At 34.4% G+C, this 25346-nt stretch carries 19 protein-coding genes and 3 pseudogenes; 5 read left to right on the forward strand and 17 right to left on the reverse strand.

Going from position 1 to position 25346, the window contains the following annotated elements:
* Window positions 1-93: 93 nt before the first annotated feature.
* From ACJ5H0_RS12250 to ACJ5H0_RS12260, 3 genes are read right to left on the reverse strand one after another with little or no spacing between them, the layout of a single operon-like run.
* On the reverse strand, window positions 94-603 hold the full coding sequence (locus ACJ5H0_RS12250) for a hypothetical protein (RefSeq protein ID WP_172281666.1): 510 nt from the start codon (window positions 601-603) through the stop codon (window positions 94-96).
* 8 nt (window positions 604-611) lie between these two features.
* Entirely contained in the window at window positions 612-1148 is a 537-nt protein-coding gene (locus ACJ5H0_RS12255; RefSeq protein WP_411249752.1) for a hypothetical protein, read from the reverse strand.
* A gap of 13 nt (window positions 1149-1161) precedes the next feature.
* Window positions 1162-1719, reverse strand: a complete 558-nt coding sequence (locus ACJ5H0_RS12260) for an RNA polymerase sigma factor (protein ID WP_172281670.1) — start codon at window positions 1717-1719, stop codon at window positions 1162-1164.
* A gap of 95 nt (window positions 1720-1814) precedes the next feature.
* On the opposite strand from ACJ5H0_RS12260, the gene ACJ5H0_RS12265 reads away from it, so the two are divergent.
* From ACJ5H0_RS12265 to porW, 4 genes and pseudogenes are all read left to right on the forward strand, one after another.
* On the forward strand, window positions 1815-2564 hold the full coding sequence (locus ACJ5H0_RS12265) for a Rossmann-like and DUF2520 domain-containing protein (protein ID WP_411249756.1): 750 nt from the start codon (window positions 1815-1817) through the stop codon (window positions 2562-2564).
* Complete coding sequence (locus tag ACJ5H0_RS12270) at window positions 2554-3072, forward strand: KdsC family phosphatase (RefSeq protein WP_172281674.1); 519 nt, start codon at window positions 2554-2556, stop codon at window positions 3070-3072. The genes ACJ5H0_RS12265 and ACJ5H0_RS12270 overlap by 11 nt, the downstream gene beginning before the upstream one ends.
* Before the next feature lie 9 nt (window positions 3073-3081).
* Window positions 3082-3636 (forward strand): Maf family protein, encoded by a 555-nt coding sequence (locus tag ACJ5H0_RS12275; RefSeq protein WP_172281676.1) that lies wholly within the window; start codon window positions 3082-3084, stop codon window positions 3634-3636.
* Window positions 3637-3722: 86 nt separating this feature from the next.
* Window positions 3723-6345: pseudogene (gene porW, locus ACJ5H0_RS23155) on the forward strand (type IX secretion system periplasmic lipoprotein PorW/SprE).
* 16 nt (window positions 6346-6361) lie between these two features.
* On the opposite strand, the gene tsaB reads toward porW, so the two are convergent.
* The 8 genes and pseudogenes from tsaB to rpiB all read right to left on the reverse strand — a co-directional run bounded on the left by tsaB (window position 6362) and on the right by rpiB (window position 13647).
* Complete coding sequence (gene tsaB / locus ACJ5H0_RS12290) at window positions 6362-7042, reverse strand: tRNA (adenosine(37)-N6)-threonylcarbamoyltransferase complex dimerization subunit type 1 TsaB (protein WP_411249766.1); 681 nt, start codon at window positions 7040-7042, stop codon at window positions 6362-6364.
* 66 nt (window positions 7043-7108) lie between these two features.
* A complete protein-coding gene (locus ACJ5H0_RS12295; protein WP_172281682.1) occupies window positions 7109-7858 on the reverse strand; it encodes an SDR family NAD(P)-dependent oxidoreductase in 750 nt (249 codons plus the stop codon).
* A gap of 63 nt (window positions 7859-7921) precedes the next feature.
* Window positions 7922-8293 (reverse strand): YraN family protein, encoded by a 372-nt coding sequence (locus ACJ5H0_RS12300; RefSeq protein WP_411249770.1) that lies wholly within the window; start codon window positions 8291-8293, stop codon window positions 7922-7924.
* A gap of 49 nt (window positions 8294-8342) precedes the next feature.
* Window positions 8343-9273, reverse strand: a pseudogene (locus tag ACJ5H0_RS12305) (S66 peptidase family protein).
* Window positions 9270-9956: a LysE family translocator gene (locus ACJ5H0_RS12310; protein ID WP_172281688.1), complete on the reverse strand. Its 687-nt coding sequence runs from the start codon at window positions 9954-9956 to the stop codon at window positions 9270-9272. Before ACJ5H0_RS12310 ends, ACJ5H0_RS12305 begins: the two are co-directional and overlap by 4 nt.
* Before the next feature lie 66 nt (window positions 9957-10022).
* A complete protein-coding gene (gene rnr / locus ACJ5H0_RS12315; protein ID WP_411249772.1) occupies window positions 10023-12128 on the reverse strand; it encodes a ribonuclease R in 2106 nt (701 codons plus the stop codon).
* A 50-nt stretch (window positions 12129-12178) separates the two neighbouring features.
* Window positions 12179-12943 (reverse strand): hypothetical protein, encoded by a 765-nt coding sequence (locus ACJ5H0_RS12320; RefSeq protein ID WP_411249773.1) that lies wholly within the window; start codon window positions 12941-12943, stop codon window positions 12179-12181.
* A 269-nt stretch (window positions 12944-13212) separates the two neighbouring features.
* Window positions 13213-13647 (reverse strand): ribose 5-phosphate isomerase B, encoded by a 435-nt coding sequence (rpiB, locus tag ACJ5H0_RS12325; RefSeq protein WP_411249774.1) that lies wholly within the window; start codon window positions 13645-13647, stop codon window positions 13213-13215.
* Window positions 13648-14198: 551 nt separating this feature from the next.
* Between rpiB and ACJ5H0_RS12330 the strand changes: the two genes are divergently transcribed.
* Window positions 14199-15389, forward strand: a complete 1191-nt coding sequence (locus ACJ5H0_RS12330) for a phosphoglycerate kinase (protein WP_411249775.1) — start codon at window positions 14199-14201, stop codon at window positions 15387-15389.
* A 70-nt stretch (window positions 15390-15459) separates the two neighbouring features.
* On the opposite strand, the gene ACJ5H0_RS12335 is transcribed toward ACJ5H0_RS12330, so the two are convergent.
* The 6 genes and pseudogenes from ACJ5H0_RS12335 to ACJ5H0_RS12360 form a co-directional block, all read right to left on the reverse strand.
* The gene (locus tag ACJ5H0_RS12335) at window positions 15460-16341 is read right to left on the reverse strand and encodes a C1 family peptidase (RefSeq protein ID WP_172281696.1); all 882 of its coding nucleotides are present in this window, start codon (window positions 16339-16341) and stop codon (window positions 15460-15462) included.
* An 860-nt stretch (window positions 16342-17201) separates the two neighbouring features.
* Window positions 17202-18023 (reverse strand): class I SAM-dependent methyltransferase, encoded by an 822-nt coding sequence (locus tag ACJ5H0_RS12340; protein WP_411249776.1) that lies wholly within the window; start codon window positions 18021-18023, stop codon window positions 17202-17204.
* A 111-nt stretch (window positions 18024-18134) separates the two neighbouring features.
* Window positions 18135-19997: a tRNA uridine-5-carboxymethylaminomethyl(34) synthesis enzyme MnmG gene (gene mnmG / locus ACJ5H0_RS12345; RefSeq protein ID WP_411249777.1), complete on the reverse strand. Its 1863-nt coding sequence runs from the start codon at window positions 19995-19997 to the stop codon at window positions 18135-18137.
* A 183-nt stretch (window positions 19998-20180) separates the two neighbouring features.
* On the reverse strand, window positions 20181-20591 hold the full coding sequence (ybeY, locus tag ACJ5H0_RS12350; protein WP_273650255.1) for an rRNA maturation RNase YbeY: 411 nt from the start codon (window positions 20589-20591) through the stop codon (window positions 20181-20183).
* 4 nt (window positions 20592-20595) lie between these two features.
* A pseudogene (locus tag ACJ5H0_RS12355) lies at window positions 20596-22753 on the reverse strand (patatin-like phospholipase family protein).
* A gap of 4 nt (window positions 22754-22757) precedes the next feature.
* The gene (locus ACJ5H0_RS12360) at window positions 22758-25205 is read right to left on the reverse strand and encodes a bifunctional UDP-N-acetylmuramoyl-tripeptide:D-alanyl-D-alanine ligase/alanine racemase (RefSeq protein ID WP_411249778.1); all 2448 of its coding nucleotides are present in this window, start codon (window positions 25203-25205) and stop codon (window positions 22758-22760) included.
* Window positions 25206-25346: the final 141 nt, after the last annotated feature.

Here is a 25346-nt window from a genome sequence, read left to right on the forward strand (position 1 = left end):
ATGCTTCCCACAAAATATCATTTCAAACATAAAATCAAACGACTCTTACAAAAAGATTCGTAAGAGTCGTCCAACATTAAAAAAAATAAACTATTATGGGTTTTGTTTCGGCGTTCCCGAATTGTTATGATCGTGAGGCTTTCTGTCATTCATCTTATCTCTCATCCTCCACTCCGATTGGAACAATTTCAGTACTTTCTGACAGGGAACTACCCGCTGCATTTTCTCAGCATATTTTTTTCTATTATCCAGTAATTTTTGTCCCAGCTCAAAGCTTTGCTGTAGCTTGACTTTGGCTTCTTCATCAGACATTTTATCAGGATCAAAATCAGGGTTAAACTGGCTTTTTATCTGTTTCTGATTATCTATGTATTCATTATAAATAGCCGTAAATTCTGCTTTATCTTTCTCATCTACATTCAGATTGTCCAGCATCATATTATCTCTGAATTTTTTCAAAAGATCTTTTCTCTCTTCCGGAGAAAGGTTATTGATGATCTCCTTTCTCTGTTTAGGGTCCATCTTTTTCCAGTCATAATCCGTCCTTTGAGCATGTAAACAAAAGCCGTAAATAATAAAAAGGGTAAATAATATCTTTTTCATCTCTTCTTTTAATTATATAAATCTAAATAAACGTCTTCTGTTGAATTCTTGGCTAGTTCTGCAATCTCAGAATTAGAAAATGAATCCAGATATTCGTTCATTTTAGTTTCAGTCTGCTTTGAAACAGCGACTCCGTTCTGGGGTTTTGAAACTGTTTCTGCTTCAGTATCTTGAGAATCGTCTATCTCTGCACTTTTCTTGTTTTGAACTATTTGATCCGTGCTTTCCACAGAAATTAAATCAGATTTCAAAGTTTCGTAGGCAAGCTCGCTTTCACTCTTTGGAGCCTGGTCATTCTTTGCATAACTTACTTCAGAAATACCAGAATCTTTTATTTTATTTTGATCGGAATTGAAAACAAAAATACTTCCAAAGATCAAAGCTAATGACGCGGCAACCGCATACATCCAATTTAATTTAAATATGGGTGCTTTTTTATTTGCCTTCACGTCATTCATCACTCTTTCCTGGATCATATTAAACATATCATCAGGAGCTTTGTAAATGTTTTTACGTTCTAATTTCTCTATATCGAACTCTTTCATCTTATTATGTTAATCAAAAATTATTCTCGTAATTTTCTTTAATATATTCTTCTATCTTTTGTTTGGCATAGTGATAATTTGTTTTTAAGGTTCCTACGGACATATCAACAATTTTTGATATCTCTTCGTAAGGCAAATCATCATAATACCGCATCATAAATACGAGTTTCTGTTTTTCAGGCAGACTCTGTATAGCATTCTGTAATAAAACCTGTATTTCATCGGCATCTTTTTCAGCATTATCCGCTACAAGATTTTGCATATGATACTCAGCATCTTCATCAGTTTTCTGCATTTTTTTCATTTTATTAACTTGCTGTAATGCTTCGTTGGTAGCTATTCTGTACAACCAAGTATACAGCTGGCTATCATTTTTGAACTGGTGAAAATTCTGATAGGCTTTTATAAAAGTATCCTGCAACGTATCCTGAGCAAGATCTCCGTCTACAATAATTCTTCGTATATGCCAATATAATCTACTTTGATAAGCATCCATCAAGGCACGAACTCCTTTATCCTGAGTTCGGGGATTTTGCATCAGCGTAATAATTTCCGCGTCCTTAATCTTCATAGATGCTTTCACTGTTTTGGATTACAAAAATATCTAAAAGTTAAATACTTTGTTCAATTTTCAGTCCAAAACTCATAAAATATTATCTTTGTTATATGCAAATTGTAATTATAGGTTCCGGAAATGTCGCATACCATCTGGCAAAAGCCTTTGTTCTGAATAACATTCCGTTAGCTCAGATTTTTGGACGAAATGAAAAGGATTTGGAAAAAATAGCTGCGGAGTTACATATTCCTTATTCTACGGAAAAGCTGGAAGATGCCGATTTATATATTATCTGTGTAAGTGATAACTCTGTACAGAATGTTTCAGCAATGATCACTAAAAAAGATTCACTTGTTGCTCATACTTCAGGCTCGCTTCCTAAGGAGCTTTTAGCAGGGGAGTACAGGAAAGCAAGTTTTTATCCTTTACAGACATTTTCTAAATCCAAAGATCTCACCTACAAGAAAATCCCTTTTTTCATAGAGACAGAAACCGAAAAAGATAAAGAGATTCTTTTTAAACTGGCATCCAAAATATCTGATCATGTAATGGAAAGTAGTCATGACAAAAGAAAATATATCCATCTTACAGCGGTTTTCGCCTGTAATTTTGTGAATCACCTTTTTTCTAAAGCCAAAGAAATATCGGATTCCCAGGAGATTCCGTTCGACTATTTTCTTCCGTTAATTGATGAAACCGTTCAAAAAATTCATGAAATTGAACCCAGGCTTGCGCAAACGGGTCCGGCTGTAAGAAATGATGTAAGGGTATTGGAACTTCATGAGCAATTGCTAAAGGATGAAAGCCTTGAAATATATAAAGTAATGAATCATTCTATTAAAAAAATGTATGGGTTATAAAGAGAAATTAAAAGATATTAAAGCATTCGTATTTGATGTGGACGGTGTTTTTACCGATGGAAGTGTGTATCTGATGCCGGGTGGAAATATGAGCAGAGTGATGAATGTCCTGGACGGCTATGCAGTAGTAAAAGCTTTAAAAAATAATTATTTAATAGGGGTGATTACCGGAGGAAATGATGAGATGGTAAAACATCGCATCAATTATCTGGGTATAGAAGATTATTATGCCAAATCACATGATAAAATGGCTGATTTTGAAGATTTTAAAAAGAAATACAATCTTAAAAATGAAGAGATCCTGACAATGGGTGATGATCTTCCTGACCTGCATATTATGGAAAGTTCAGCCATCGCAGCCTGTCCAGAAAATGCTGTTCCCGAAATCAAAGGCATAGCTGATTATATTTCCACAAAGCAGGGTGGAAGTGGAGCCGTACGTGACGTCATCGAGCAGGTAATGAAGGTGCAGGGAAACTGGCATGATGACAACACACAATCTGTATAAATACTTAATATGAAATTACTTTTAGCATCACAATCACCCAGAAGAAAGGAATTGCTTTCCAGCCTTGGATTTGATTTTGAAGTAGTAACAATAGATTGTGAAGAAATCATTCCTGATGATATGGCTATTGAAAATGCGGCTGCCTATCTTTCTCAATTAAAGGCAAACTCATTCCGTCCACTTGAGGCGGGTGAAGTTTTACTCACTGCAGATACCGTTGTTGCCTTAAATAATCAAATTCTTGGAAAACCGAAAGATGAAGCCGATGCTCAGCATATGCTGCGATTGCTTTCCGGAAAAACGCATCAGGTATATACAGGAATTACCATACAGACGGTTGATCAGGTTTTTACAGAAACGGATGTTGCAGATGTGGAACTCGATGAAATTTCCAATGAGGAAATTGATTATTATATTACCCATTACAAACCTTTTGATAAAGCAGGAAGTTATGGTATCCAGGAATGGCTGGGAATGGCAAAGATCAAAAAATTATCCGGTAGTTTTTATACAATAATGGGGCTTCCAACCCATCTGGTTTACAAAATATTGAAAGAAATATAAATTTTTCCAATATAAAATTTTATTATTTTTACAAAATCATCAAACTTTTGATAATAAAAAGTAGATTAGCTAGTTATATTGAAATAATGAAAAAGAATATTTTATTCCTTTTAGCAGCATGTTTTGTTGTATCCTGTGCCACCAAGGTAAAAAAACCGGAGCAACGATCAAAGTTCTTAAAAGGTTTTTCCACATATTATAACACTTTATTTAATGCAAAAGATGCATTGAACAGTGAATTTACGACCAGAGATAAGGGACATAAAGATAACTTTTATGCTCCTTATATTCCTATACTTACCTATGAAAATCAGCCCTTGGGAAGTGATCTTGGACAATCAACGGCCTTTGCAGAAAATTCTATGAAAATGGCCGAAGTAAATAAGCCTTCTAATTCTTCCGGAAGGGGAGCAAGCGGGCCTCCGGGTAAGCCTGGTCTCCAGGATATTCCCGGTATGGTAAAAGACAAAGTTAATTCCGCTGTTGCAGGTCTAACGGGAAATGATTCCAATCAGCCTGAGGTAAAAGGAGCTACCGCGCTTCAAATTGCAGAATCAAAGGCTTTAAAAGCTATCAATAAGTATTCGGTAGTGAGAAATGGGGAAGAAAAGAATAAACAGATTTTTGATGCCTATATGATCCTTGTTCAATCCCGGATCTATCAGGACAAACCTTTAGAAGCCCTTGATGCCTTAAATTATGTTTTCACTCATATGAAAGAAGACAAAAGATTACCATTAGCTAAGGTTTATCAGGGACAGGCTTATGCCCAGATGAAAGATTATCATAAAGCTCAGGAGATTTTCACTAAGCTGAAAGGAGAGGGTATCAGTAAAAATGATGATAAATTGTTGAGCATTTATAATTCGGAAACTCTTTTGGATGCAGGTAAAAAAGAAGAGGCAGTAAAAGAACTTGACAGAGCATTTGAACTTAACAATAACAGTAAATTAAAAAGCCGAATTTCATATTTAAGAGGACAAATCCTGGAAGGACTGGGCCAGAATGAAAAGGCCAGAGAAAGTTTTTTAGCTGCTTATAAATATGCGAATGATTTTGAATTTGAAGTTAAATCGCAGATTGAAATCGCAAAAACCTTCAATGGAAAAGGGGATTATAATGGTGCTAAGAATTATCTGGAGAAAATCAGTAACAAGGGAACTTACATGTCTAGAAAGAATGAATTTTATTATGCTTTAGGACTTATGGCCAACAAGGCGGGTAAAAAAGAAGAGGGGCAACAGTTTTTCAGAAAATCTTTGACGGAAAAGGTATCTGATCCGCAGGTTCGCGGTCTTGCTTATTACGAGATAGGAAAAAATTACCTGGACAAAAATGATTACATCGGTGCCGGAGCATATTATGACTCTGCGCTTGCCGTTATGACCTATGAACCATCTAAAGTTCTTTTAAAAGATCAGTCCGAGAATATTAAAAAGATCTCAAGAAACTATTACCTGATCAAAAAAAAATGACAGTATTCTTTCATTAGCAAAAATGACCGATGCTCAAAAAACTGAATTTTTTGCCAAGCATATTGCCAAATTAAAAGCCAAGGAAGAAAAAGAAGAATTGGAAAGAAGACGTGCTGAAAGAAGTAAAGGTTTTGACACGGGAGATTATAATTCCAACTCTATTTTCGCCAATAGTTCAACTTCTTTTGAAGATTTCGGAACAGCTCCTAAAGGATTTTATTTTAGCAATACGGGAACTGTAAGCAAGGGTACTTCCTCATTTAAACAGGTTTGGGGTGACAGGGCATTAAGTGATAACTGGCGTTATTCTAAAAAAATGTCTTCTATTGATGATATGAAGAATGAAGCTCTGGGAGTAACATCAGCTCCTGATCCGAGACGTTTTGAACCTGCTTTCTATATTGAACAGATTCCAACGGATGCGGGTAAACTAGGACAACTGAAAAAGGATAGAGATACGGCTTCTTTAGGATTAGGGATCATGTACCAGAACTATTTTACCAACACCCCTTTAGCTACTAAAACACTGTATGATCTGGTTGATGTAAAGCCGGAAGAAAAAGTACTATTGCAGGCGTTGTATGAAATTTTTGCAATGAATTATGAGAAAAACCCACAGGCATCAGAGAAGGCAAAACAGATCCTGTTGACAGATTATCCTTATACTTCGTATGCGGAATTTGCAAGAAATCCTAAAAATAATTCATTTGTAAAATCCTCTGAAGATGTTGAAAATGAGTACAAAAGAGCATACGCATTATATGAAGCAGAAAAATTCAGTGATAGTAAGAATGTCATTGACCAGACTATTGAGAAGTATCCAAAAGATGCATTAGTCCCAAAATTGTATTTACTGAATGCTTTCAATACCGGAAAGTCCAGTGGTAAAGAAGTAATGATTCTACAATTGGAACAGATTGCATTAAATTATGCCAAAACACCGGAAGGTATTAAAGCTAAGGAAATGCTTAACTATCTGAAGAGTGATCTTGCGTTCCAGGCAACGGACAACAAAGGAAATACGATACCTCAGAACCAGAATAATGTACCAGTACAACCTGCTTCACAGAATAATGTTCCTACCAGCCCGGATAATAACGATCCTCAAAAAATACAGGACTTTAACGGCCAGCCACCTGTAAAGAAAAAATCAAAAAGGTTTGGGAATCCTGATCAGAATAAGCAGGATCTTCAAATGCAGAATCCGAATTCACAGCCTCCAAGGCCAAAATAAATAAAAAAGCGAAGATTTAATCTTCGCTTTTCTTTTTCTTTACTCCATGAAAATCTTTTACATAAAAAGGTTCAAAGTAGGCAATATCTTCGTAGTCTTTACTTTCTGTTTTTTCAAGCGTCTTCTTTATCAGGTGTTGTGCGGAAGGGTATACCTCTTCATTATATTCTGCGTTGGGTAACTGCAGTATTTCTTTTGCCTTTTTAGCGCCGTCTCCTACAAAAAGTATTTTATTATCCGACCATTCACTAAAAGATTGTTCATCAAGAATTTTAGCTTCCGTAGAAGAAATCTCTTTTCCCGTAATACCGTCATAAGCTGCCGTATAAACCTCCATTCTCCTTGCGTCAACTAAGGGTATGATTACATCATAGTTTTGTCCTAAAAAGGGCTCTTTCATGCTTTCGAGAGAATTCACCGCAATCAGAGGAATTTTTAAACCATAACAAAATCCTTTTGCAGAAGCTGCACCAATCCTTAATCCAGTATAAGAGCCGGGGCCTTTTCCCAAGGATATTGCTTCAATCTCTTTAATGGAAATTCCTGCCCCTTCCAATGCCCACTCTACAAAGGTATGCAAGCTTTCGGATTGTTTATAGTTTTCAGAAACTTCTTCACATACACACAGGAGTTTATCATTATCTGAAATGGCAACTGAGCAGTTTTTAGAAGAGGTTTCTAGATATAATATTTTCATTTTTGTAAGCTTATCGGCAGGTTTAAATACACTTAAATAATATCTGCAAATTTAATCCTTTTAAATCTATTTTCTGTAGATTGTTCTCGGTTCACTTTGTGCACTCGGATAGATTGTCATATCTGACACATTCACATGTTTTGGAGCATTTACACAATAGGCAATAGCATCTGCTATATCTTCAGCCTTTAAAGGCTCATAACCAGCATATACGGTAGAAGCTCTTTCATGATCCCCTTTGAATCGTATCAAAGAGAAATCTGTTTCTACAGCTCCCGGCTGAATATTAGTTACTCTTATTCCGAATTCAGTGAGCTCCAAACGCATTCCTTCGGAAACGACATCAACTGCCTTTTTGGTCGCACAGTATACAACACCATTGACGTAGGTCTGTCTGGCAGCTACTGAGCTGATATTAACGATATGTCCGGAATTTCTTTCTTTCATTCCTGGAATAATCGTTTTAGAAACATATAAAAGTCCTTTTACATTTCCATCGATCATAGAATCCCAGTCGTCCGTTTTTCCAGCCGAAAGAGGATCTAAACCATGCGCATTTCCGGCATTATTAACCAAAACATCAATATTTTTCCATTCCTCAGGAAGAGAATTGATTGCATTTTGTACTTCTTCCAGGTTTCTAACGTCAAATTTTAAGCTGAGTACTTCTGTAAAAGCTGATAATTCGCTTTGTACAGACTCCAGTACTTCATTTCTTCTTCCACAGATAATAACCCTGTTTCCTTGTTTTGCAAAAAGCTCTGCTGTTGACTTTCCAATCCCGGAAGTTGCTCCGGTTATTAATATTGTTTTCATATCTTATTGTAGCAATTTCTTAGTAACCCGATCAGTGAATCACGGTACATTTTGAATTAAATTTTAGTTGGCGTCAAATGCCTGAAATGCATCTTCAATATGTTCAAGAACCAATTTTCCTTTTTCATCCGGCAAAACTGAAATAATATCGAAGCGTACTTCCTTCACATGATTAAACTCTTCGAGATAATGATCAGCAGCATTAACAATAGATCTGATCTTTGTTTTCGTAACAGCTTCCTGAGGCAGCATAAAAGCATCTGTAGAACGTGCTTTTACTTCAATAATTACAATCAGATTTTTTATTTCCGAAATAATGTCAATCTCGGCTCTTTGAAACCGGTAGTTTCTGGCAAGAATTTTATATCCGTTTCTCTGCAAATGTTCTACTGCAAAATCTTCTGCTATTTTTCCAAAATCATTGTGAGATGCCATCTGTCTTTTTTACATTTAAAAGATTAAAAAAGTGAAAATTAATGCCTGATTAAAATTCTATCTTAACTTTACTTCCAACTTTCATTTTCACATTTCCACCGATAATCAATGGTCTGTTGTCTTTGATATGTCCGTTTGGAAAACCAAAAATAACGGGAAATTTATATTTTGAAATTCTTTCTGAGATTAGTTTATAGGCAAATTCATCGAAACTTTCCTCATAATTTTTATTCTCCTTTTCATCACCCATATTGGTCATTCCACCAACAATAAGTCCTTTGATTTTTTTTTAAAACTCCGGCTAATTCCAAACTCATGATCATTCGATCCAGGGCATAGTAATTTTCTCCGATATCTTCAATAAATAATATTTTACCTTTAAAATCAAAAGAGTAGGGAGTTCCTAAAAGTGCATAGATCAGAGCTAAATTTCCCCCAATCAATTCGCCTTCAATATTGCCTTCTCTATTCAATTGATTGGTCTGTAAACCATATTTTGGAGCTTTTCCTTTCAGAATATCAAAAACTAAATCATAGCTTTCTTCTGTAACTCCGAAACTGGAAGTTTTAATTGTCTGGCCATGAATAGATACAAATCCTTTTTTCAGTAAATAACTTTGGATTACTGTATTGTCTGAATATCCGATATACCATTTTGGATCTTTTAAAAACTGTGTAAGTTTTATGCGCTGGATAAGATGCTGGCACCCGTATCCGCCCCTGGAGGCCCAGATCGCAGAAATTTCGGAGTCATTGAAGGCCCAGTTTATATCTTTCAATCTTTCCTTTTCTGTTCCGGCATAGTTGTATCCGTTAGAATATCTGGTATACAAATGTTTTCCTAAAACAGGTTCAAAACCTTTCGCTTTAATCATGGAAATTCCTTTTTCGAGCTGGGATTCATCAACTGCTCCTGCAGGAGAAATAATAGCTATCTTATCTCCTTTTTTAAGGGACTTTGGAAAGATATTTTTTTTCATTTTGATTTTTGATATTTGACTTCTTTTTTCTCTGCTTCTTCCAGACGTTTATCAAACTGATTAAATTTTTTAAAGCTCTGTAAAAAGATGAAAAAACTGAAAATAATAAGAATTCCACCTACGATTCTTCTGATCTTATTGGCCAGCTTTTGAGTAAGCCTGTCATGGAATTGTTTGGCAAGGAAAATTTTAGCAAGATCAATGCATAAATAGGTGCCTATTACAATCCCTATATAAAGAATAAAATTACTGATGTCAGGGTACTGGTTTCTTACCGAAATAACAGTAACCAACCAGAAAAGAATAACACCTACATTTAAAAGATTGAAGAAAAAACCATTAATAAAAGTCTTAAAATAATTTTGACCAATGATTCTTTCTTCACCGGGCATATGCATCTTGGTTTTGGTAACCAGCATAACAACCCCATATACAAAAATAAGAATGGATGTAATCCTGTAAAATCCAGGGTGCTTATCAATCAGGTTCACAAGATCCGCACTCGCATAATAGGCGGCCACAATGCAAAGCAAATCTGCCGTAATTACTCCAAGATCAAGCGCCAAAGCATGTCTGGGACCTCTTGAGAAGCTGGTTTCAATTAAAAGGAAAAAAATAGGTCCTATGAAAACCAGGCTTAACATGAATCCTAATATGACAGCAGAAAGTACAAGTTCAAACATTTAATATGGCTTTAAAACGGAAAAAAATCCATCTCATTTTGTACAAATTTAGACTTTATGATTTAATTAATCAACAATCTTGAAATCCAGTTGTTTCTGAATCAGATTAGCTTTCACTACTTTGATGTGAACTTCATCTCCCAACTGATATTTTTTACCTGTTCGTGAACCATAAACAGCATGGGTTGTCTTATCATACACATAGGAATCATCTACAAGATCCCTTAGTTTAATAAGTCCTTCAGCTCCATTTTCAGGAATTTCTACCCAGAATCCGAATTCCGCAACTCCGGAAATCACTCCCTTGAAGTTTTCTCCAAGATGTTTCTCCATGAATTTCACCTGCATAAACTTAATAGAATCTCTTTCAGCATCTGCTGCCAGTCTTTCCATGGCACTGCAGTGTTTTGCTTTTTCTTCCAATTCAGCTCTGTCCGGAGATTTTCCACCATCCAGATAATGCTGGAGTAAACGATGTGCAAGTAAATCGGGATAACGACGGATCGGAGAGGTAAAGTGGGAATAGTACTCAAATCCTAAACCGTAATGTCCAATAGGTTCAGTAGAGTAGACTGCCTTGCTCATACTTCGCATAGCTAGCGTTTCGATCATATTTTCTTCTCCTTTCCCTTTTACATCGTACAATAGCTTATTCAGGGATTCAGCTACTTTCTTCGTATTGGCAAGATTCATCTGATATCCGAATGTGGAAACAAAATCTCTTAATGCTTCCAGTTTTGCCGGATCCGGATCATCGTGAACCCTATATATAAAGGTATTATTGGTCATTCCTCCTTTATTCGTTAAAGAAACAAATTCAGAAACTTTTTTATTGGCCAAAAGCATGAATTCTTCAATCAGGTGATTTGAATCCTTGCTTATCTTAAAATAAACGCCGATGGGCTCATTGTTTTCATTAAGATTAAATCGTACTTCACTTCTGTCAAAAGTAATTGCGCCGTTTTTAATACGTCCTTCACGCATAATTTTTGCCAGTTTATCCAGGACAAGAATCTCTTCAGCCAGATCTCCCTGCTGTGTTTCAATACGTTCCTGAGCTTCTTCATAGGTAAATCTTCTGTCGGAATGAATAACTGTTCTTCCAAACCATTGTTTCTGAATCTCAGCATTATCATTCAATTCGAAAACCGCAGAGAATGTATATTTATCTTCATTCGGACGAAGTGAACATACATCATTACTTAAAACTTCAGGAAGCATCGGAACCACACGATCCACCAGATAAACAGAGGTTGCTCTCTGATAAGCTTCGTCATCTAAAATAGTTCCGGGAACTACATAATGGGAAACATCCGCAATGTGGACACCGATTTCCCAATTCCCATTCTTTAGTTTCTGGATGGATAACGCATCATCAAAATCCTTTGCATCTTTAGGGTCTATGGTAAAAGTACAGATCCCACGCATATCACGACGTTTTGCTACTTCATCATCTGTAATCTGTCTGTTAATCTTATCCGCATCCTGTTCTACTTCTTCAGGAAATTCATAAGGTAAGCCGTATTCTGCAAGAATAGAGTGGATCTCAGTTTCATGTTCTCCCGGAGAACCTAAAACCTTAATAATTTCCCCTTCCGGATTTTTATCTCCTGGTTTCCATTCAGTCATTTTCACAACAACCTTGTCACCATCTTCAGCACCTCCAAATTTTCCTTTCGGTATAAATATATCTGTATTGATCGTCTTTTTATCACAAACTACAAATCCGAAATCCTTATGGCTTACCACCTGTAAGGTCCCCACAAATTCTGTACGTGTTCTTTCCAGGACTTCAAGAACAGAACCTTCTAATTTTTTCCCTTTGTAAGTGTAAGTAACAATCAGTACTTTATCCCCCTGTAAAGCATCCTTCACATTTTTTGAATGGATAAAGATATCATCTGTCATTCCTTCCACATTTACGTAGGCGTTGCCGGATTGGTTAAAATCAATCACACCGGTAAGTGTTCCGGCGATTTTTAAATTGATAATGTATTTTCCTTTATCAGTCTCTTTTATTTTTTCAGAAGCCTGCAGCTTGTGCAAAGCCTGGATCACAAGTTCCCTTTGTCTCGGATTCTTGTAATCTATTCCGTCTGCGATCTGCTTATAATTATAGATCTTGGACGAATTTTCATTCATAAATCTCAGGATCAATCTACCGATCTCCATTAATTTATGGTCATTTTTTTGACTTATATATTTTCTTTTTTTTCATTAGTTTAAAATTTAAATTCTTCTTTATTATCTATTTCTTCCCACTCATTATTTTTATATTGGAAGGCCTTAAAGAAATCTGCATAATTGATTTCATATTTTACTACTATAATATCTGCTGCATAATTGCGAAATTGTAAACTCAAATAGTCTGAATTCTCAATATCAATCTTAGTATTTCTTCCTGAAGGTAGATAATAAAAACTTCTCTCTTGATAAATCCCTTTTTTTTGATGGGTTATATATTCTCTTAATTTATTTGTAGTATACCTTTTTCCATATTCTTCATTGCTAACAAAAGCTTCTGAATTACCAAAACCATAATATTTAACAGCAAAAATTAAATTTCTATTTAGTTTTTCATTAATACCGATTATCGTTTCTTCGTCCCAAAAGATAGTTTCATTATACAATGGATCCATAAGATTTTTCTTCGGAGAACACATTGAAAAGTCAATCTCAGCTCCACAGATCGTTCGTACCTTCTTCAAATAAATTTTTAAGTTATCATATTTAAAATTATTTGGATTGATATTTTCAACAATCAAATCTTTTAAACCTGAGTAATCTATAGTCTTTGAGTCCTCTATTAACTTATGATATGCCTGTTCTATCTTTTTATCATATTCTGTACAATCTGGCCTCCTCAATTCCTTCAAAGTATCTTTGGTTTGAGCTTTAATCAATAAAAGATTACTCAAAAAAAATACGGCGGTAAAGAACTTCATCTTTTTACTCATAGTAGTCTTTACAAAAAATAATGTATCCATTCATCCATTCTTATTTAAGAAGGTTACAAATATCCATATGTTGCACATCATCAATTTTCCTTCCAATCTTTCAACAACGGGGGTTTTAGTTCGTATAAATTTAATACAAAAAAGGAGAAGAGGGGAGAAAACCTATTATAAATATATTTAATATGAATAGTGTAGGTTCTTGGAGAAGAATATAGAATATGTTTCTATTTATGGTCACAAAGATAAGTATTTTAAAACAAATAAGGCTTGTAATTTGATTTACAAGCCTTTATATCTTTTTAGCAAACTGCTATCTTATCTACTCTTGTTTGGTGTCTGCCACCTTCAAAATTAGTAGAGAGAAATTTTTCAACGATTTCTATTGCTAATTCTTTTGATATGAATCTCGCTGGCATTGAAATCATATTGGCATCATTATGCTGTCTTGCCAACGAAGCTATCTCCGGCATCCAACAAAGAGCGCAACGGATCTTCTGATGCTTGTTAGCAGTGATCTGTACACCATTTCCACTTCCACAGATCAGAATTCCTAATTCGTTTTCCCCATTTTCTACGGAAGTTGCTGCAGGGTGTACAAAGTCAGGATAATCCACACTGTCTGTGGAAAACGTTCCAAAATCCTGAATATCAAATCGTTCTGAAAAATAGTTTTTAACAATCTCCTTATATTCAAAGCCTGCATGATCGGCTGCGATCGCAATTTTTCTTTTCATAGTAGTTATATTAAACTTTATATAGATTTATTTCCTTACAAATTTAAGTATTAAATATCAATTGTTAGTTGATCATTGGTTAATTGTGAAAAGCATTGTGAATAACTGTGGAAAACTTTTATAAACTAAATATTTTTCCAATACTAAAATTTACTAATGAGAAAAATCTTTGGAAAGCCAACGGAAAATTTCAAAAATCTTTTTTGGAAGAATTCATTAGCTTTTCCATAAATGAGTAATTAATAATTAAAATTGTTAACAACTAAACGATTTTTGTTAGTAACCCTCTAAATAATCAGATTTACAAGAAATTATATTGTGAATTAAATATGAATTACATAAAAATTTAGTGTTATCAACTTTTTAGGGTAAAGTTATCCCCGAAACTCACAACACTCAACAACAATACTCATTCTTCTTTTATCAAAAAAAAAAAATTGTTGGTTAGTGAGTGTTGGGCTTGTGAGAAGTTTTTTGAAAACTTTTTTTTATTCGATCTTTTTCAAAAGTTTAAAATCTTACATTTGTGAAACGAAAATTCTAAGATATTTATGAAAACAGTGAATGATTTCAATTTTAAAGACAAAAAGGCTTTAGTAAGGGTGGATTTTAATGTTCCGCAAGATGATCAGCTTAAAGTTACGGATAATACAAGAATTGCTGCGGTTAAACCAACTATTGATAAAATTCTTAATGATGGAGGATCTGTGATTTTAATGACTCACCTTGGAAGACCTAAAGGAGAGGTGAAAGACGAGTTTTCATTGAAGCATATTCTTGAGGAAGTATCCAATGTTTTAGGAAAAGAGGTAAAATTCGTAGAAGAATCTGTAGGACCAAAAGCTGAGCAGGCTGCTTCCGAACTTAAACCTGGTGAAATTTTATTATTGGAAAATCTTAGATTTCATAATGAAGAAGAGAAAGGAGATGAAGGCTTTGCTGAGCAGCTTTCTAAATTAGGAGATGCCTATGTGAATGATGCATTTGGTACTGCACACCGTGCACATGCTTCTACAGCTGTAATCGCTAAGTTTTTTGATTCAACTAAATTTTTCGGTTTACTTATGGCTAATGAGCTTACAGCTATTGATAAAGTTTTAAAGAATGGTGAAAGGCCTGTAACTGCGATACTTGGAGGATCAAAGGTTTCAACTAAAATTACCATTATAGAAAATATTCTACCTGCCATTGATAATTTAATTATTGGTGGTGGAATGGCATTTACATTTATTAAAGCTCTTGGAGGTAAAATAGGTAATTCCTTGGTGGAAGAGGACAAGTTACCTTTAGCACTGGAAATTTTGGCTAAAGCAAAAGAACATCATGTGAAAGTTTATCTGCCATCTGATACGATCATTGCAGAAAGTTTTAATAATGATGCTGATAGGAAGGAAGTAGATATATATGCTATTCCTGAAGGATGGATGGGATTGGATGCAGGTTCAAAATCAAGAGATCAGTTTAATGACGTTCTCTTGAATTCAAGAACTATTTTATGGAATGGTCCTATAGGAGTATTTGAAATGTCAAATTTCGCTGCCGGAACTATTGCACTTGGAGACAGTATAGCTGAGGCAACAAAGCTGGGAGCTTTTTCCTTAGTAGGAGGAGGTGACAGTGTTGCTTTCGTTAAGCAATTTGGTTACGGAAATAAAGTGAGCTATGTATCTACCGGTGGGGGAGCGATGCTTGAAAGTCTTGAAGGACTGGAACTTCCTGGTATTGCTGCGATCAATAAATAAAAACTGTTATTATATATAAAGAAAATAACCCTCTCAATGTGAGAAGGTTATTTTTTTTTGAAATCATTATTTATTGAACATATGCTACGTAACATTCGTTAATCGCACCATTAGTTGTTTTGGCAAAGAATGAATAATCGATCCAGAAATATCCATTGTTCCCCCAATTTGTTCCCCATTGGTTTTGGACTTTAAATGCCTGTTTAGCATCATCATATCCTATTACCGCAATGGCGTGGCCACCTCTGCTGCTACCTGAATGTGACTTCCAGATCCATCCGTTAGATGAACTTAAATGATCAAAGCTGTAATCTACTGTTACTGCGATAACTATGGGTAAATTCATGCTTAGAAGTGTTTTTACATTACTGATATCCGTTTTATCAACCGTTGCCCAGGTGGTAAATTTGTGAGTGCTTGCGGCATTTTTCTGTGAGGAATTTGGCTGAGTAGAACATCCTGTATCTGTATAAGGCATTTCCGCCCAACTGCAAACACCCTGATTTTTAATCAGATTTAATCCATCACTTACATAAGCACCAGCATCACAAGATCCGAGCTTGATTTGATTATAAACGTACTCGGGGCTTCTTTTGGCAGTAACTCCTTTGAAATTAGATTCCAGACCACTAGCTGTGGTGTAAGCTGTTGCCCAGGCAACACAAGAACCTTCTGCTCCCTGGTCTCCAATTGCGGGAAGACCGGGAATTAAATAACTTGAAGCAAGTGCATTTTTTGCTGCTTTTTCGGTCTTACCCTTTAGTCTTAAGGTTAGCTCATTGATGTTTACTTTAGCGAAATTGTTGTAAGTAGTTTGATCAATCAGCTTTGCTCCCAATGAGTGAAGTTGCTGTTTTTCTGAAGATTGCGTGTTTAAATCTTCGTCTCTTTTTTCGCATGCTGTAATGGATAGCATTCCTATTGCTATCATTACGAGTTTAAAATTTTTCATTGATTAATATTTAAAATGGTTCTGTGAATGTATAAATTATTTTCACATATCAATGATTTATTTTATGTAAAACATAAGAATTGATAAACAAAATGTAATTATTAATATTTTTTACTTAATTATTTTTATTTCTGTTTATTTTATTTTTATATTTTATCATTTGTTTTAAATATTTTAATATTTAGTGTGTTTTTATTACTAATTAAGTTATTTTGTTTATTTTTTTTCTTTAAATAAATTATTTAACTAAATAATTTATTTTATATAATTTAAAATATTTATATTTTTTTTCAAGTTTTAACCTGAAATTTTGATTTTATTCATAATTTTTCCTTTTTGAAATGAAAAAAATAGTGTTAAATGTTTGTTTTTGGTAATTTTTTAAATATCTCTAGTGAATTAGTGGTGTTATTAATATGTTTTTTATTATTTCTAATATGGTTGATTTTATTAATTAATATACTAAGTTTAAAAGTGAGATGGTATTTGTCTATAGATTTATTAAGATGGTGATTTTTAATAATCCAAAGGTAATTTTTAAATCGATAGGGTAGGAGAGAAATTTGGAAATATATTTTTCATTTTGATTTAACGATCTATTGCAGAGTTGGAAATAATGTTAAATGAGAATTGGAGATAAACATTATTTATTGATTTAAGTTTTGTCGATTCTTATTACATTTTATATTTTGAATAGTAAACATAAATAAATAAAAAAGGTCTGATAAAATATCAGACCTTTTATTCAAGGTAATTTTACAAATTATCTTGAATTTTTAATTATTAATTTCTTCACTTTTTTATTTTGGAGCCAAATTTGTCAAAAATTGACCTTCAGAAATATATCAAAAATCGATTTTCTATCTTTTTTCGATAATGTATATCAAACTTGAAAATTCGTTCGAAAAAAGGGCATTTACGTTAGAAATCGTTCCGTAGATGATAGCTTTCAGCCAAAAAAGTGGTGATTTTTTATATTTTTCGCTGAGCATTGAGATGTAATATGAATCCAGGACAAGTGGTTTGATTTTTCTTAATTTCCAATCTGGATTTTTTGATATTAAATTTTCCATCCCTTTTTTTGAAAAATGAAAGATATGTCTTGGAACGTCATAAGCAGCCCAATATTCTTTGTAGTGTTTTGCATCATACGAAGTAGGGTTGGGTACGGCAATGATCAGAAGTCCTTTTTCTTTTAATTTATTATGAAAGATTTCCAGGATCTCTGACTGATTTTCAATATGTTCAAAAACATGCCATAATGTAATTGCATCAAGACTATTATCTTCTAAGGAAGTAACGTTATCTATTATCTTAGCTTTTGTTACTTTGCTCTGGGCAGCTTTTCTTGCATCTGGATTAGGTTCATATCCAAACGTCTGAAAATCATTTTCTATAAATTTTACAAATTCTCCGGCGCCACAACCATAATCCAGAACTTTTGAATTCTTTTTAATACGATCTATGAGAATTGTTTTCTTATACTGAAGATTGAAAGACTGAAGGAATTTATATACTTTTTCTTTTAGGCTTCCTGAATCCTGATGATGTGAAATGTAATCCTCGCTTTCGTAGTATTTTGAAATGTTGGATGGAATAGGGGAGGTTTTGAAAACTCCTTTAGTTTCTGTTTCTTTAATTTCAAATATTTCCTGAGTCAGAAAGTGATCTTTAATTTTCATTAAAATATTCTTTTATAGTAAAAATTAAGATATTCAGAGTTTATATAAAGCTCGTAAATACCTTAATTTTTGTTTTAAATTTAATTATGTTTCACGTGAAACATAATGTAATTATCGTCCTAAATAGACCAGTAAAACGTTGATATCAGCAGGGGATACACCACTGATTCTTCCTGCTTGGGCAATTGTTTTTGGTCTTACATTATTCATTTTTTGTTTAGCCTCAGATGATAAACTAGAGAGTTTTAGATAATCAAAATCTTCTGGAATTTTAATGTTTTCCAAACGGTTCAGTTTTGCAACATTTTCTTTCTCCTTTTCAATATATCCTTTGTATTTGATATTAATTTCAGCCTGTTCCCTTACTTCATCGTCAAATTGGGAGGCTACTTCTTTAATAATATCAATATTTTCAAGCTTTTCTAATGTAATATTAGGTCTGGTAAGAAACTGAGAAGCTCTGTAGGCTTGATCTACAGGATTACTTTCTTCACTTTCTAGAATCGGATTGATGATTCCGGGTTTTAAAGAAGTTTCTCGTAAGAATGTTTCAAGTTCCTCACTTTTAGCTATTTTTTGCTCAACTTTTCTTAATCTTTCTTCTTTTGCAAGTCCTAGTTGATACGCTTTTTCAGTTAATCTGATATCCGCATTATCCTGTCTTAACAGGAGTCTGTATTCGGCACGTGAGGTAAACATTCTGTAAGGTTCCTCTGTACCTTTGGTAATAAGATCATCAATTAAAACTCCTATATATGCTTCATCCCTGTTAAGAATAAATTCTTCTTTACCATGTACTTTATTATGGGCATTAATACCTGCCATTAAACCTTGGCCGGCCGCTTCTTCATATCCTGTAGTACCATTAATTTGTCCGGCAAAATATAAATTATCAATTAGTTTTGTTTCTAAGGTATGCTTTAACTGGGTAGGGGGGAAATAGTCGTATTCAATGGCATAGCCCGGACGGAAAACCTTTACGTTTTCGAATCCTGGAATATGTTTCATAGCTTTGATTTGTACATCTTCCGGTAAGGAAGAACTAAAGCCGTTTACATATATTTCTACCGTTCTCCAGCCTTCTGGCTCTACAAATAACTGGTGTCTTGTACGTTCAGCAAATCGGTTGATTTTATCTTCAATACTAGGGCAGTATCTTGGACCTAAACTCTGAATGGTGCCATTAAACATAGGGCTTCTGTCAAAACCTTCGCGTAGAATATCGTGTACGGTTTCGTTGGTGTAAACGATATGACAACTTAATTGTTTGGTTAACTTCGGAGTATCTAAGTAACTGAACTTTTGTGGCTTTTCATCTCCTTTTTGCTCTTCCATTTTGGAATAATCAAGGCTTCTTCCATCTACTCTCGGTGGAGTACCGGTTTTCATTCTTCCGGCTTCAAAACCTAAAGATATCAATTGTTCTGTAATGCCAAAAGCTCTGGGTTCTCCCATTCTTCCACCTCCCAATTGTTTATCGCCAACGTGGATCAAACCATTAAGGAAAGTACCGTTTGTGAGGACTACAGATTTAGCTTTAATTGAAATTCCTAAAGAAGTTACCACACCAACTACCTGGTTATTTTTGATAATAAGCTGCTTTACCATATCCTGAAAGAAATCAAGATTGGGTGTATTTTCTAATGCTAAACGCCATTCTTCAGCGAAAAGCATTCTATCGTTCTGGGTTCTGGGTGACCACATCGCAGGACCTTTTGAAAGGTTCAGCATTTTAAATTGTATGGCTGATTTGTCAGCTACAATTCCTGAATATCCTCCCATAGCATCAATCTCACGTACGATCTGCCCTTTAGCTATTCCTCCCATAGCAGGGTTACAGCTCATTTGACCAATGGTCTGCATGTTCATTGTAACGAGTAGGGTTTTTGATCCAAGGTTTGCAGCTGCGGCTGCAGCTTCGCAACCTGCATGGCCTGCACCTACTACTATTACGTCATATATTTCTGAAATCATTTTTTATACCTGTTTTAAGGCTTAAATTTTAATCTTTTTACTAAATGTTTCACGTGAAACATTATTTTAAAATACTGCTTTAATAAGCCTGTATTCATTGTTTTTCGCCATGTTTATTTCGTTTCATTCAAAAAAATAAATTAAAAAAAAACATGGTGTAAAGATTACAAATGCCAAACTACATTATCCAATGTATTTAGCTAAATAGAAATCTTCTTTACTTCGCATTTCTTTTTCTTCTTCTTCGGTCTTGTCCTTATATCCGCAAAGATGAAGGATGCCATGTCCTAAAACCCTTCTTAATTCTTCTTCATAATTTTTTGATAGGGTAGAAGCATTATCTGAAATGCGCTGCAAAGATACGAAAATCTCTGCGCTTATTGTTTTGCCTTTAACATAATCAAAAGTGATGATGTCTGTATAGTAATCATGTTGTAAATAATCCTGATTAATTTTAAGTAAATATTCATCATCACAAAAGATGTAATTGATTTCACCCAATTTTTTTCCTTCTGAAAGAATGATATCTTCCAGCCATTTTGTATAATCTGTGTTCACAGATTCCGGTAAGTTTTCGTAAAAGAATTGTATCATTTTTTTAAAACCAGTGTCCTAGTATTACACTGAATATGCCTTTTTGATTATTTTTTAGAGAGTGACTGAAATTAATTTTAATTTGTCCGAACGGAGATTTATATCCTGCTGTTATTCCCAGGGAACTGTAGTTAAGTTTAGCTGCGTTTTCAAAAGTTATATCGTTGGAAAGGTTCGCAAAAGAGAAGTTTCCACTTATGAAATAATTTTTGTTGAATTTAAACTGAAGATCATTAGATACTAAAACAACGTTGTTAGTACTTAGCTGTGCAAAATAAAATCCTGCAAAACTTCTGAAATTAACTACATTCTGTTCAAAAATTCCTCCCAGTTTATATTTATAGAATTCCGGAAGATTTTCACCGATTGTTATTCCTCCATATAAATTCAGACGATAAGTAAATTGTTTTGCCAAAGGAATATTTATTCTGATATCAGCTTTTACCTGAACAATTCTTTTTTCAAGTTCAGATTTCATCAGATCGACCACTTTTCCTTCAGCAGCTATATAAATTCCTTTTGTAGGAAAATCCTTATCGTTTTGAGTATCGCTTTTTATAAATACATAGGGATTAAGGAAACGGCTTACTCTTTCATTTGATCCATTCATGTCAGCACTGAAATAATCGTGGCTGATCCCGCCGCCGATTGCAAACTTATCTTTCCATACGGATTGGATATAGGCTTCATTTCTTAACCATTTCCAGCTGTCAACAACATTATTATTGATGTCTTTAAGATCAATGCTCATTCCCGAAGAGTAGATTCCGAATCCCGGAATGTATCCGTTATCAATGAAATAATTGAGATAATACCTCGGCTGGTCACCCACAATAACGTCAAGCGACAGATTTGAATTTCTGAATAAGAGTCTTTTTGCAGAATAGTTTAGAAGCAATCCTGTTTTGAAGACATCATCATAGTGTAATCCGAATTTAAAAAAAATGTCTGGCATCGTCTTCGGTTACATACAATTTAAGATAATTGGCATTATTTTCCGATACAATATCATAATTGATGAACTTGTAATTATTAGTTGCTACCAGTCGGTCTATTTTTTTGTTAATGCTACCGTAAGTTTCCATAGAGGGAAGGTGTAATCCCATTTTCCCCAGAGCATAGTTTTTACCGTAAATTTTGCTTCCAATTAAAGAAATGCTGTCAATCTTATATACGTTGGAATAAATTGGATTTACGCGCTGTCTGAGGCGGTCAAAAGAACGCTTGGGTAACTGATTCAGTATATCAACATATTTGAGTCCTTCAACATATCCGCTATCCAGGATTTTTTTCTTTTCATCATAGCTGGTCGCGGACATTCCTTTAAGGTCCGGTTTGATGTTAATATCAGTGTACTTGTACTGACGTTTTGTATCCTTGTGGATATTCATATCAATAACCTGGTTAAGAATGGCTATAATATTGTTTAAATCTTCTCTTTTTGATAAGTCCTGGTTAAGGTCCACACCAATAACGATATCGATTCCTTTGTCCTTTAATGGCTTTGATGGATAGTTAACAGTCATAGCTCCGTCTATGTAAATACTGTCGCCAACTTTTACCGGATCCATTAAAGACGGAAATGCGGAACTTGCCATAATAGATTCTACGAGATCACCTTTTTCAAAAATCTGCATATTCCCACTTTCCAGATTGGTAGCAACACACATAAAAGGAATTGGTAATTTGGAGAAATCATCAATGTTCGAAACATTTTTAAACAGTTCCTTTAACAGGTAAACATTTTTCTGTCCGGTACTGATAGAAGAGGGGAGATTGATCTTACCATGCTTAATGGGAATGGAAAGAAGATATTTGTCAACAGATTTATTAAAGAATGTGCTTTCCTTTCTGGATTTAGGATCCATGATCAGAGAATAGAAATCGGTATCCATAACGATTTTTTCTATTTCTTTTCCGGAATATCCTGAAGCATATAGTCCTCCAACAATAGCTCCCATACTGGTTCCTGCAACATAGTCAACTTTTACTCCCAGGGAGTCGAGTACCTTTAATACTCCAACATGAGAAAATCCTTTAGCTCCTCCGCCGGCAAGTGAAAGTCCTATCCTTGGATTTTTTGGAATCACGAGTCCTTTTCTTACCTGCGATTGCAGCAAAAGTAATTGGAATATGAACAGGAGGACCAGGAGTTTTCTCATAGGATTAGTCTTTTATATAAATCCGTTTCACCCGAGGCGAAATGGAGGTTAATACTTCGTAAGTGATGGTTTTGCAGTAATCTGCGAATTCTTTTAAACTTGGCTTTGCATTAAAAATAGTCACTGTATCACCTTCTTCTACATTAGGAATGTGATCTACATTGATCATCATCATATCCATACAGATACTTCCCACGATAGGAGCTAATGTTTTGTGTATTCCTACATTACCTATCTGATTTCCGATTAGTCTTGGAATTCCATCCGCATATCCTACAGGTATAGTAGCTATTTTTGTACGGTGATCTGTTTTATATCTTCTGCTGTAGCCAATGGATTCTCCGTTTTCTACATTTGATATTTGAGAAATGACTGTTTTAAAACTAACCGTTGATTGCAGCTGTTTTTGTATTTCACTATTTGGTGATTCACCTAACATTCCGATCCCAATTCTTACCATATCATACTGGTATTCAGGATAGTTTGTTATTCCTGATGAATTCAGGATGTGTCTTATCGGCTGATATCCCAACTTTTCGATCAGGTACCCGGAATTTTTTTCAAAAGTATCGAACTGGTTTAAAGTAAATTCTCTTTCATCCGGCATATCAGAAGAAGAAAGGTGTGTCATGATACTCTGAACCCGGACATTCATATTTTTTAAGTTTTCACTTAATTGATCCAGTTCAAAACCTTTAAAACCAAGACGATGCATACCTGTTTCCAGTTTAATGTGAATAGGGAATTTTTGATCGTATCCTGATTTCTGAACTGCATCATTAAATAGTTCCAGCACCCTGAAGCTGTAAATTTCAGGTTCCAGGTTGTATTGTATGATAGCATCATAGCTATGCTGAGCTGCATTCATTACTACAATAGGAGTTGTAATTCCCTTTTTTCGGAGCTCTACTCCTTCATCAGTGTACGCTACACCAAGATAATCGATATGATGGTGCTGCAGAAATTCCGATATTTCATAGCTTCCTAATCCGTACGCATTTGCTTTTACCATTGCCATTACTTTGGTTTCAGGTTTTAGCAGGGATTTGTGATAATTAATATTGTGAAGAATCGCATTTAAATTGATCTCAAGAACAGTATCATGTTTTCTGAGCTCAAGGATATCTTTAAGCCTTTCTATCTCGAATTTTCTCGCACCTTTTAACAGGATAATCTGATTTTCAATATCTGTAAGATGTTTGCTTTCAATTAATTCCTGAGTATTAATGAAAGTAAAAGTTTTAGATTTAAAAAGATGGCTGAATGCAGTAATTTCATTTCCGACAAGGAACAGAGAGTCAAAATTCTGTTCATTGACAAGTTCAGAAACTTCCTCATACAATTCCTGTGAATTCGAATTTACTCCTACAATATCTGTTAAAACCAGAGATTTTTTCGGCTTATTATATTCGTTCAGGAACTGCAGTGCAGTTTTCAGGGAATCAAGATCAAGATTAAAGGAATCGTTAATAATGATGTTATTTTTATTTCCCTCAATAGCTTCAAGCCTCATTTCAATAGTCTTTAAGGCATTGATCTTTTCGACAATTTTATTATTGTCGATATTCAACTCCTTTAAAACGGCAATAAGAGCCATGGCATTGGTTAAAGTGGCTTCATCCCTTTGGTGTACAGGAAAACTTATTTCTTCATTAAAGTACTGTACAATTATATTTTCTTCTCTTGAAATATTACTTTTAATAAATACCTGATTATTATCTCTAAAGCCATAGGAAATCAATTTTTTAGAAGCGTATAATGTTTTTATTTTCTGATCAACAAGGGAATTGTCACCATTGTAAATGATAACACCGGAATCTTTAAAAAGTTTGATCTTTTCATTAATTAAGGCCTCTTCGGAATCGAAATTTGCAGCGTGAGCGGTTCCAATATGAGTAAGAAGTCCAATTTCAGGGCTGAAAATATCCTCCAGTTTTTCCATTTCATGAGGTTTGGAAATTCCAACCTCAAAGATCCCAAGCTCATAGGAATTGTTGATCTGAAGTAAAGAAAGGGGAAGACCGATCTGTGAATTGAAGCTTTTAGGGCTTTTTACAGTGGAGAACTCATTCCAAAGACACTGATATAACCATTCTTTTAAAATAGTTTTCCCGTTACTTCCGGTAATTCCGATGGATTTCAGATGAGAATGTTCAAAATGATATTTGGCCAGCTTTTGAAGAAAGTCAACAGAATTGCTGACGATGATCCACGTTATATTTTCAAACTGAGGATACTGATGTTCGGAAATAATAATTTTTATACCTCTGTCGATCGCCGATTCAATGAATTTTTCACCAGAATTTTTTTTGGTATTAATAGCTATAAATGCAGTGTTTTTAATGGAATAGATGATTCTGCTGTCAAAAGCAATATTTTTGATGATGGCATTACCATCTCCGATTACTTTTGAATTGGTGATATGTGCTATTTGGTTTGCTGTATAGTTCATTGGTGCTCTTTCTTCTCTTTGTGAGGAAACTGCAAAAGTGTAAAATTACAAAATCAAAGAATGCAAAAATTGTAAAAAGGGTCCGGTAGGTTTATAAAACTACAAGAAAAACCAATTTTACAATTCAACAGTTTAATGACT

The organism is Chryseobacterium proteolyticum, assembly GCF_046591535.1.
GTDB lineage: Bacteria > Bacteroidota > Bacteroidia > Flavobacteriales > Weeksellaceae > Chryseobacterium > Chryseobacterium proteolyticum.

Bases quoted from the DNA above. Each gene is read 5' to 3' on its own strand.
- ACJ5H0_RS12250 (WP_172281666.1), bottom strand. From the start codon at position 603: ATGAAAAAGATATTATTTACCCTTTTTATTATTTACGGCTTTTGTTTA.
- ACJ5H0_RS12255 (WP_411249752.1), bottom strand. From the start codon at position 1,148: ATGAAAGAGTTCGATATAGAGAAATTAGAACGTAAAAACATTTACAAA.
- ACJ5H0_RS12260 (WP_172281670.1), bottom strand. From the start codon at position 1,719: ATGAAGATTAAGGACGCGGAAATTATTACGCTGATGCAAAATCCCCGA.
- ACJ5H0_RS12265 (WP_411249756.1), top strand. From the start codon at position 1,815: ATGCAAATTGTAATTATAGGTTCCGGAAATGTCGCATACCATCTGGCA.
- ACJ5H0_RS12270 (WP_172281674.1), top strand. From the start codon at position 2,554: ATGGGTTATAAAGAGAAATTAAAAGATATTAAAGCATTCGTATTTGAT.
- ACJ5H0_RS12275 (WP_172281676.1), top strand. From the start codon at position 3,082: ATGAAATTACTTTTAGCATCACAATCACCCAGAAGAAAGGAATTGCTT.
- tsaB (WP_411249766.1), bottom strand. From the start codon at position 7,042: ATGAAAATATTATATCTAGAAACCTCTTCTAAAAACTGCTCAGTTGCC.
- ACJ5H0_RS12295 (WP_172281682.1), bottom strand. From the start codon at position 7,858: ATGAAAACAATATTAATAACCGGAGCAACTTCCGGGATTGGAAAGTCA.
- ACJ5H0_RS12300 (WP_411249770.1), bottom strand. From the start codon at position 8,293: ATGGCATCTCACAATGATTTTGGAAAAATAGCAGAAGATTTTGCAGTA.
- ACJ5H0_RS12310 (WP_172281688.1), bottom strand. From the start codon at position 9,956: ATGTTTGAACTTGTACTTTCTGCTGTCATATTAGGATTCATGTTAAGC.
- rnr (WP_411249772.1), bottom strand. From the start codon at position 12,128: ATGGAGATCGGTAGATTGATCCTGAGATTTATGAATGAAAATTCGTCC.
- ACJ5H0_RS12320 (WP_411249773.1), bottom strand. From the start codon at position 12,943: ATGGATACATTATTTTTTGTAAAGACTACTATGAGTAAAAAGATGAAG.
- rpiB (WP_411249774.1), bottom strand. From the start codon at position 13,647: ATGAAAAGAAAAATTGCGATCGCAGCCGATCATGCAGGCTTTGAATAT.
- ACJ5H0_RS12330 (WP_411249775.1), top strand. From the start codon at position 14,199: ATGAAAACAGTGAATGATTTCAATTTTAAAGACAAAAAGGCTTTAGTA.
- ACJ5H0_RS12335 (WP_172281696.1), bottom strand. From the start codon at position 16,341: ATGAAAAATTTTAAACTCGTAATGATAGCAATAGGAATGCTATCCATT.
- ACJ5H0_RS12340 (WP_411249776.1), bottom strand. From the start codon at position 18,023: ATGAAAATTAAAGATCACTTTCTGACTCAGGAAATATTTGAAATTAAA.
- mnmG (WP_411249777.1), bottom strand. From the start codon at position 19,997: ATGATTTCAGAAATATATGACGTAATAGTAGTAGGTGCAGGCCATGCA.
- ybeY (WP_273650255.1), bottom strand. From the start codon at position 20,591: ATGATACAATTCTTTTACGAAAACTTACCGGAATCTGTGAACACAGAT.
- ACJ5H0_RS12360 (WP_411249778.1), bottom strand. From the start codon at position 25,205: ATGAACTATACAGCAAACCAAATAGCACATATCACCAATTCAAAAGTA.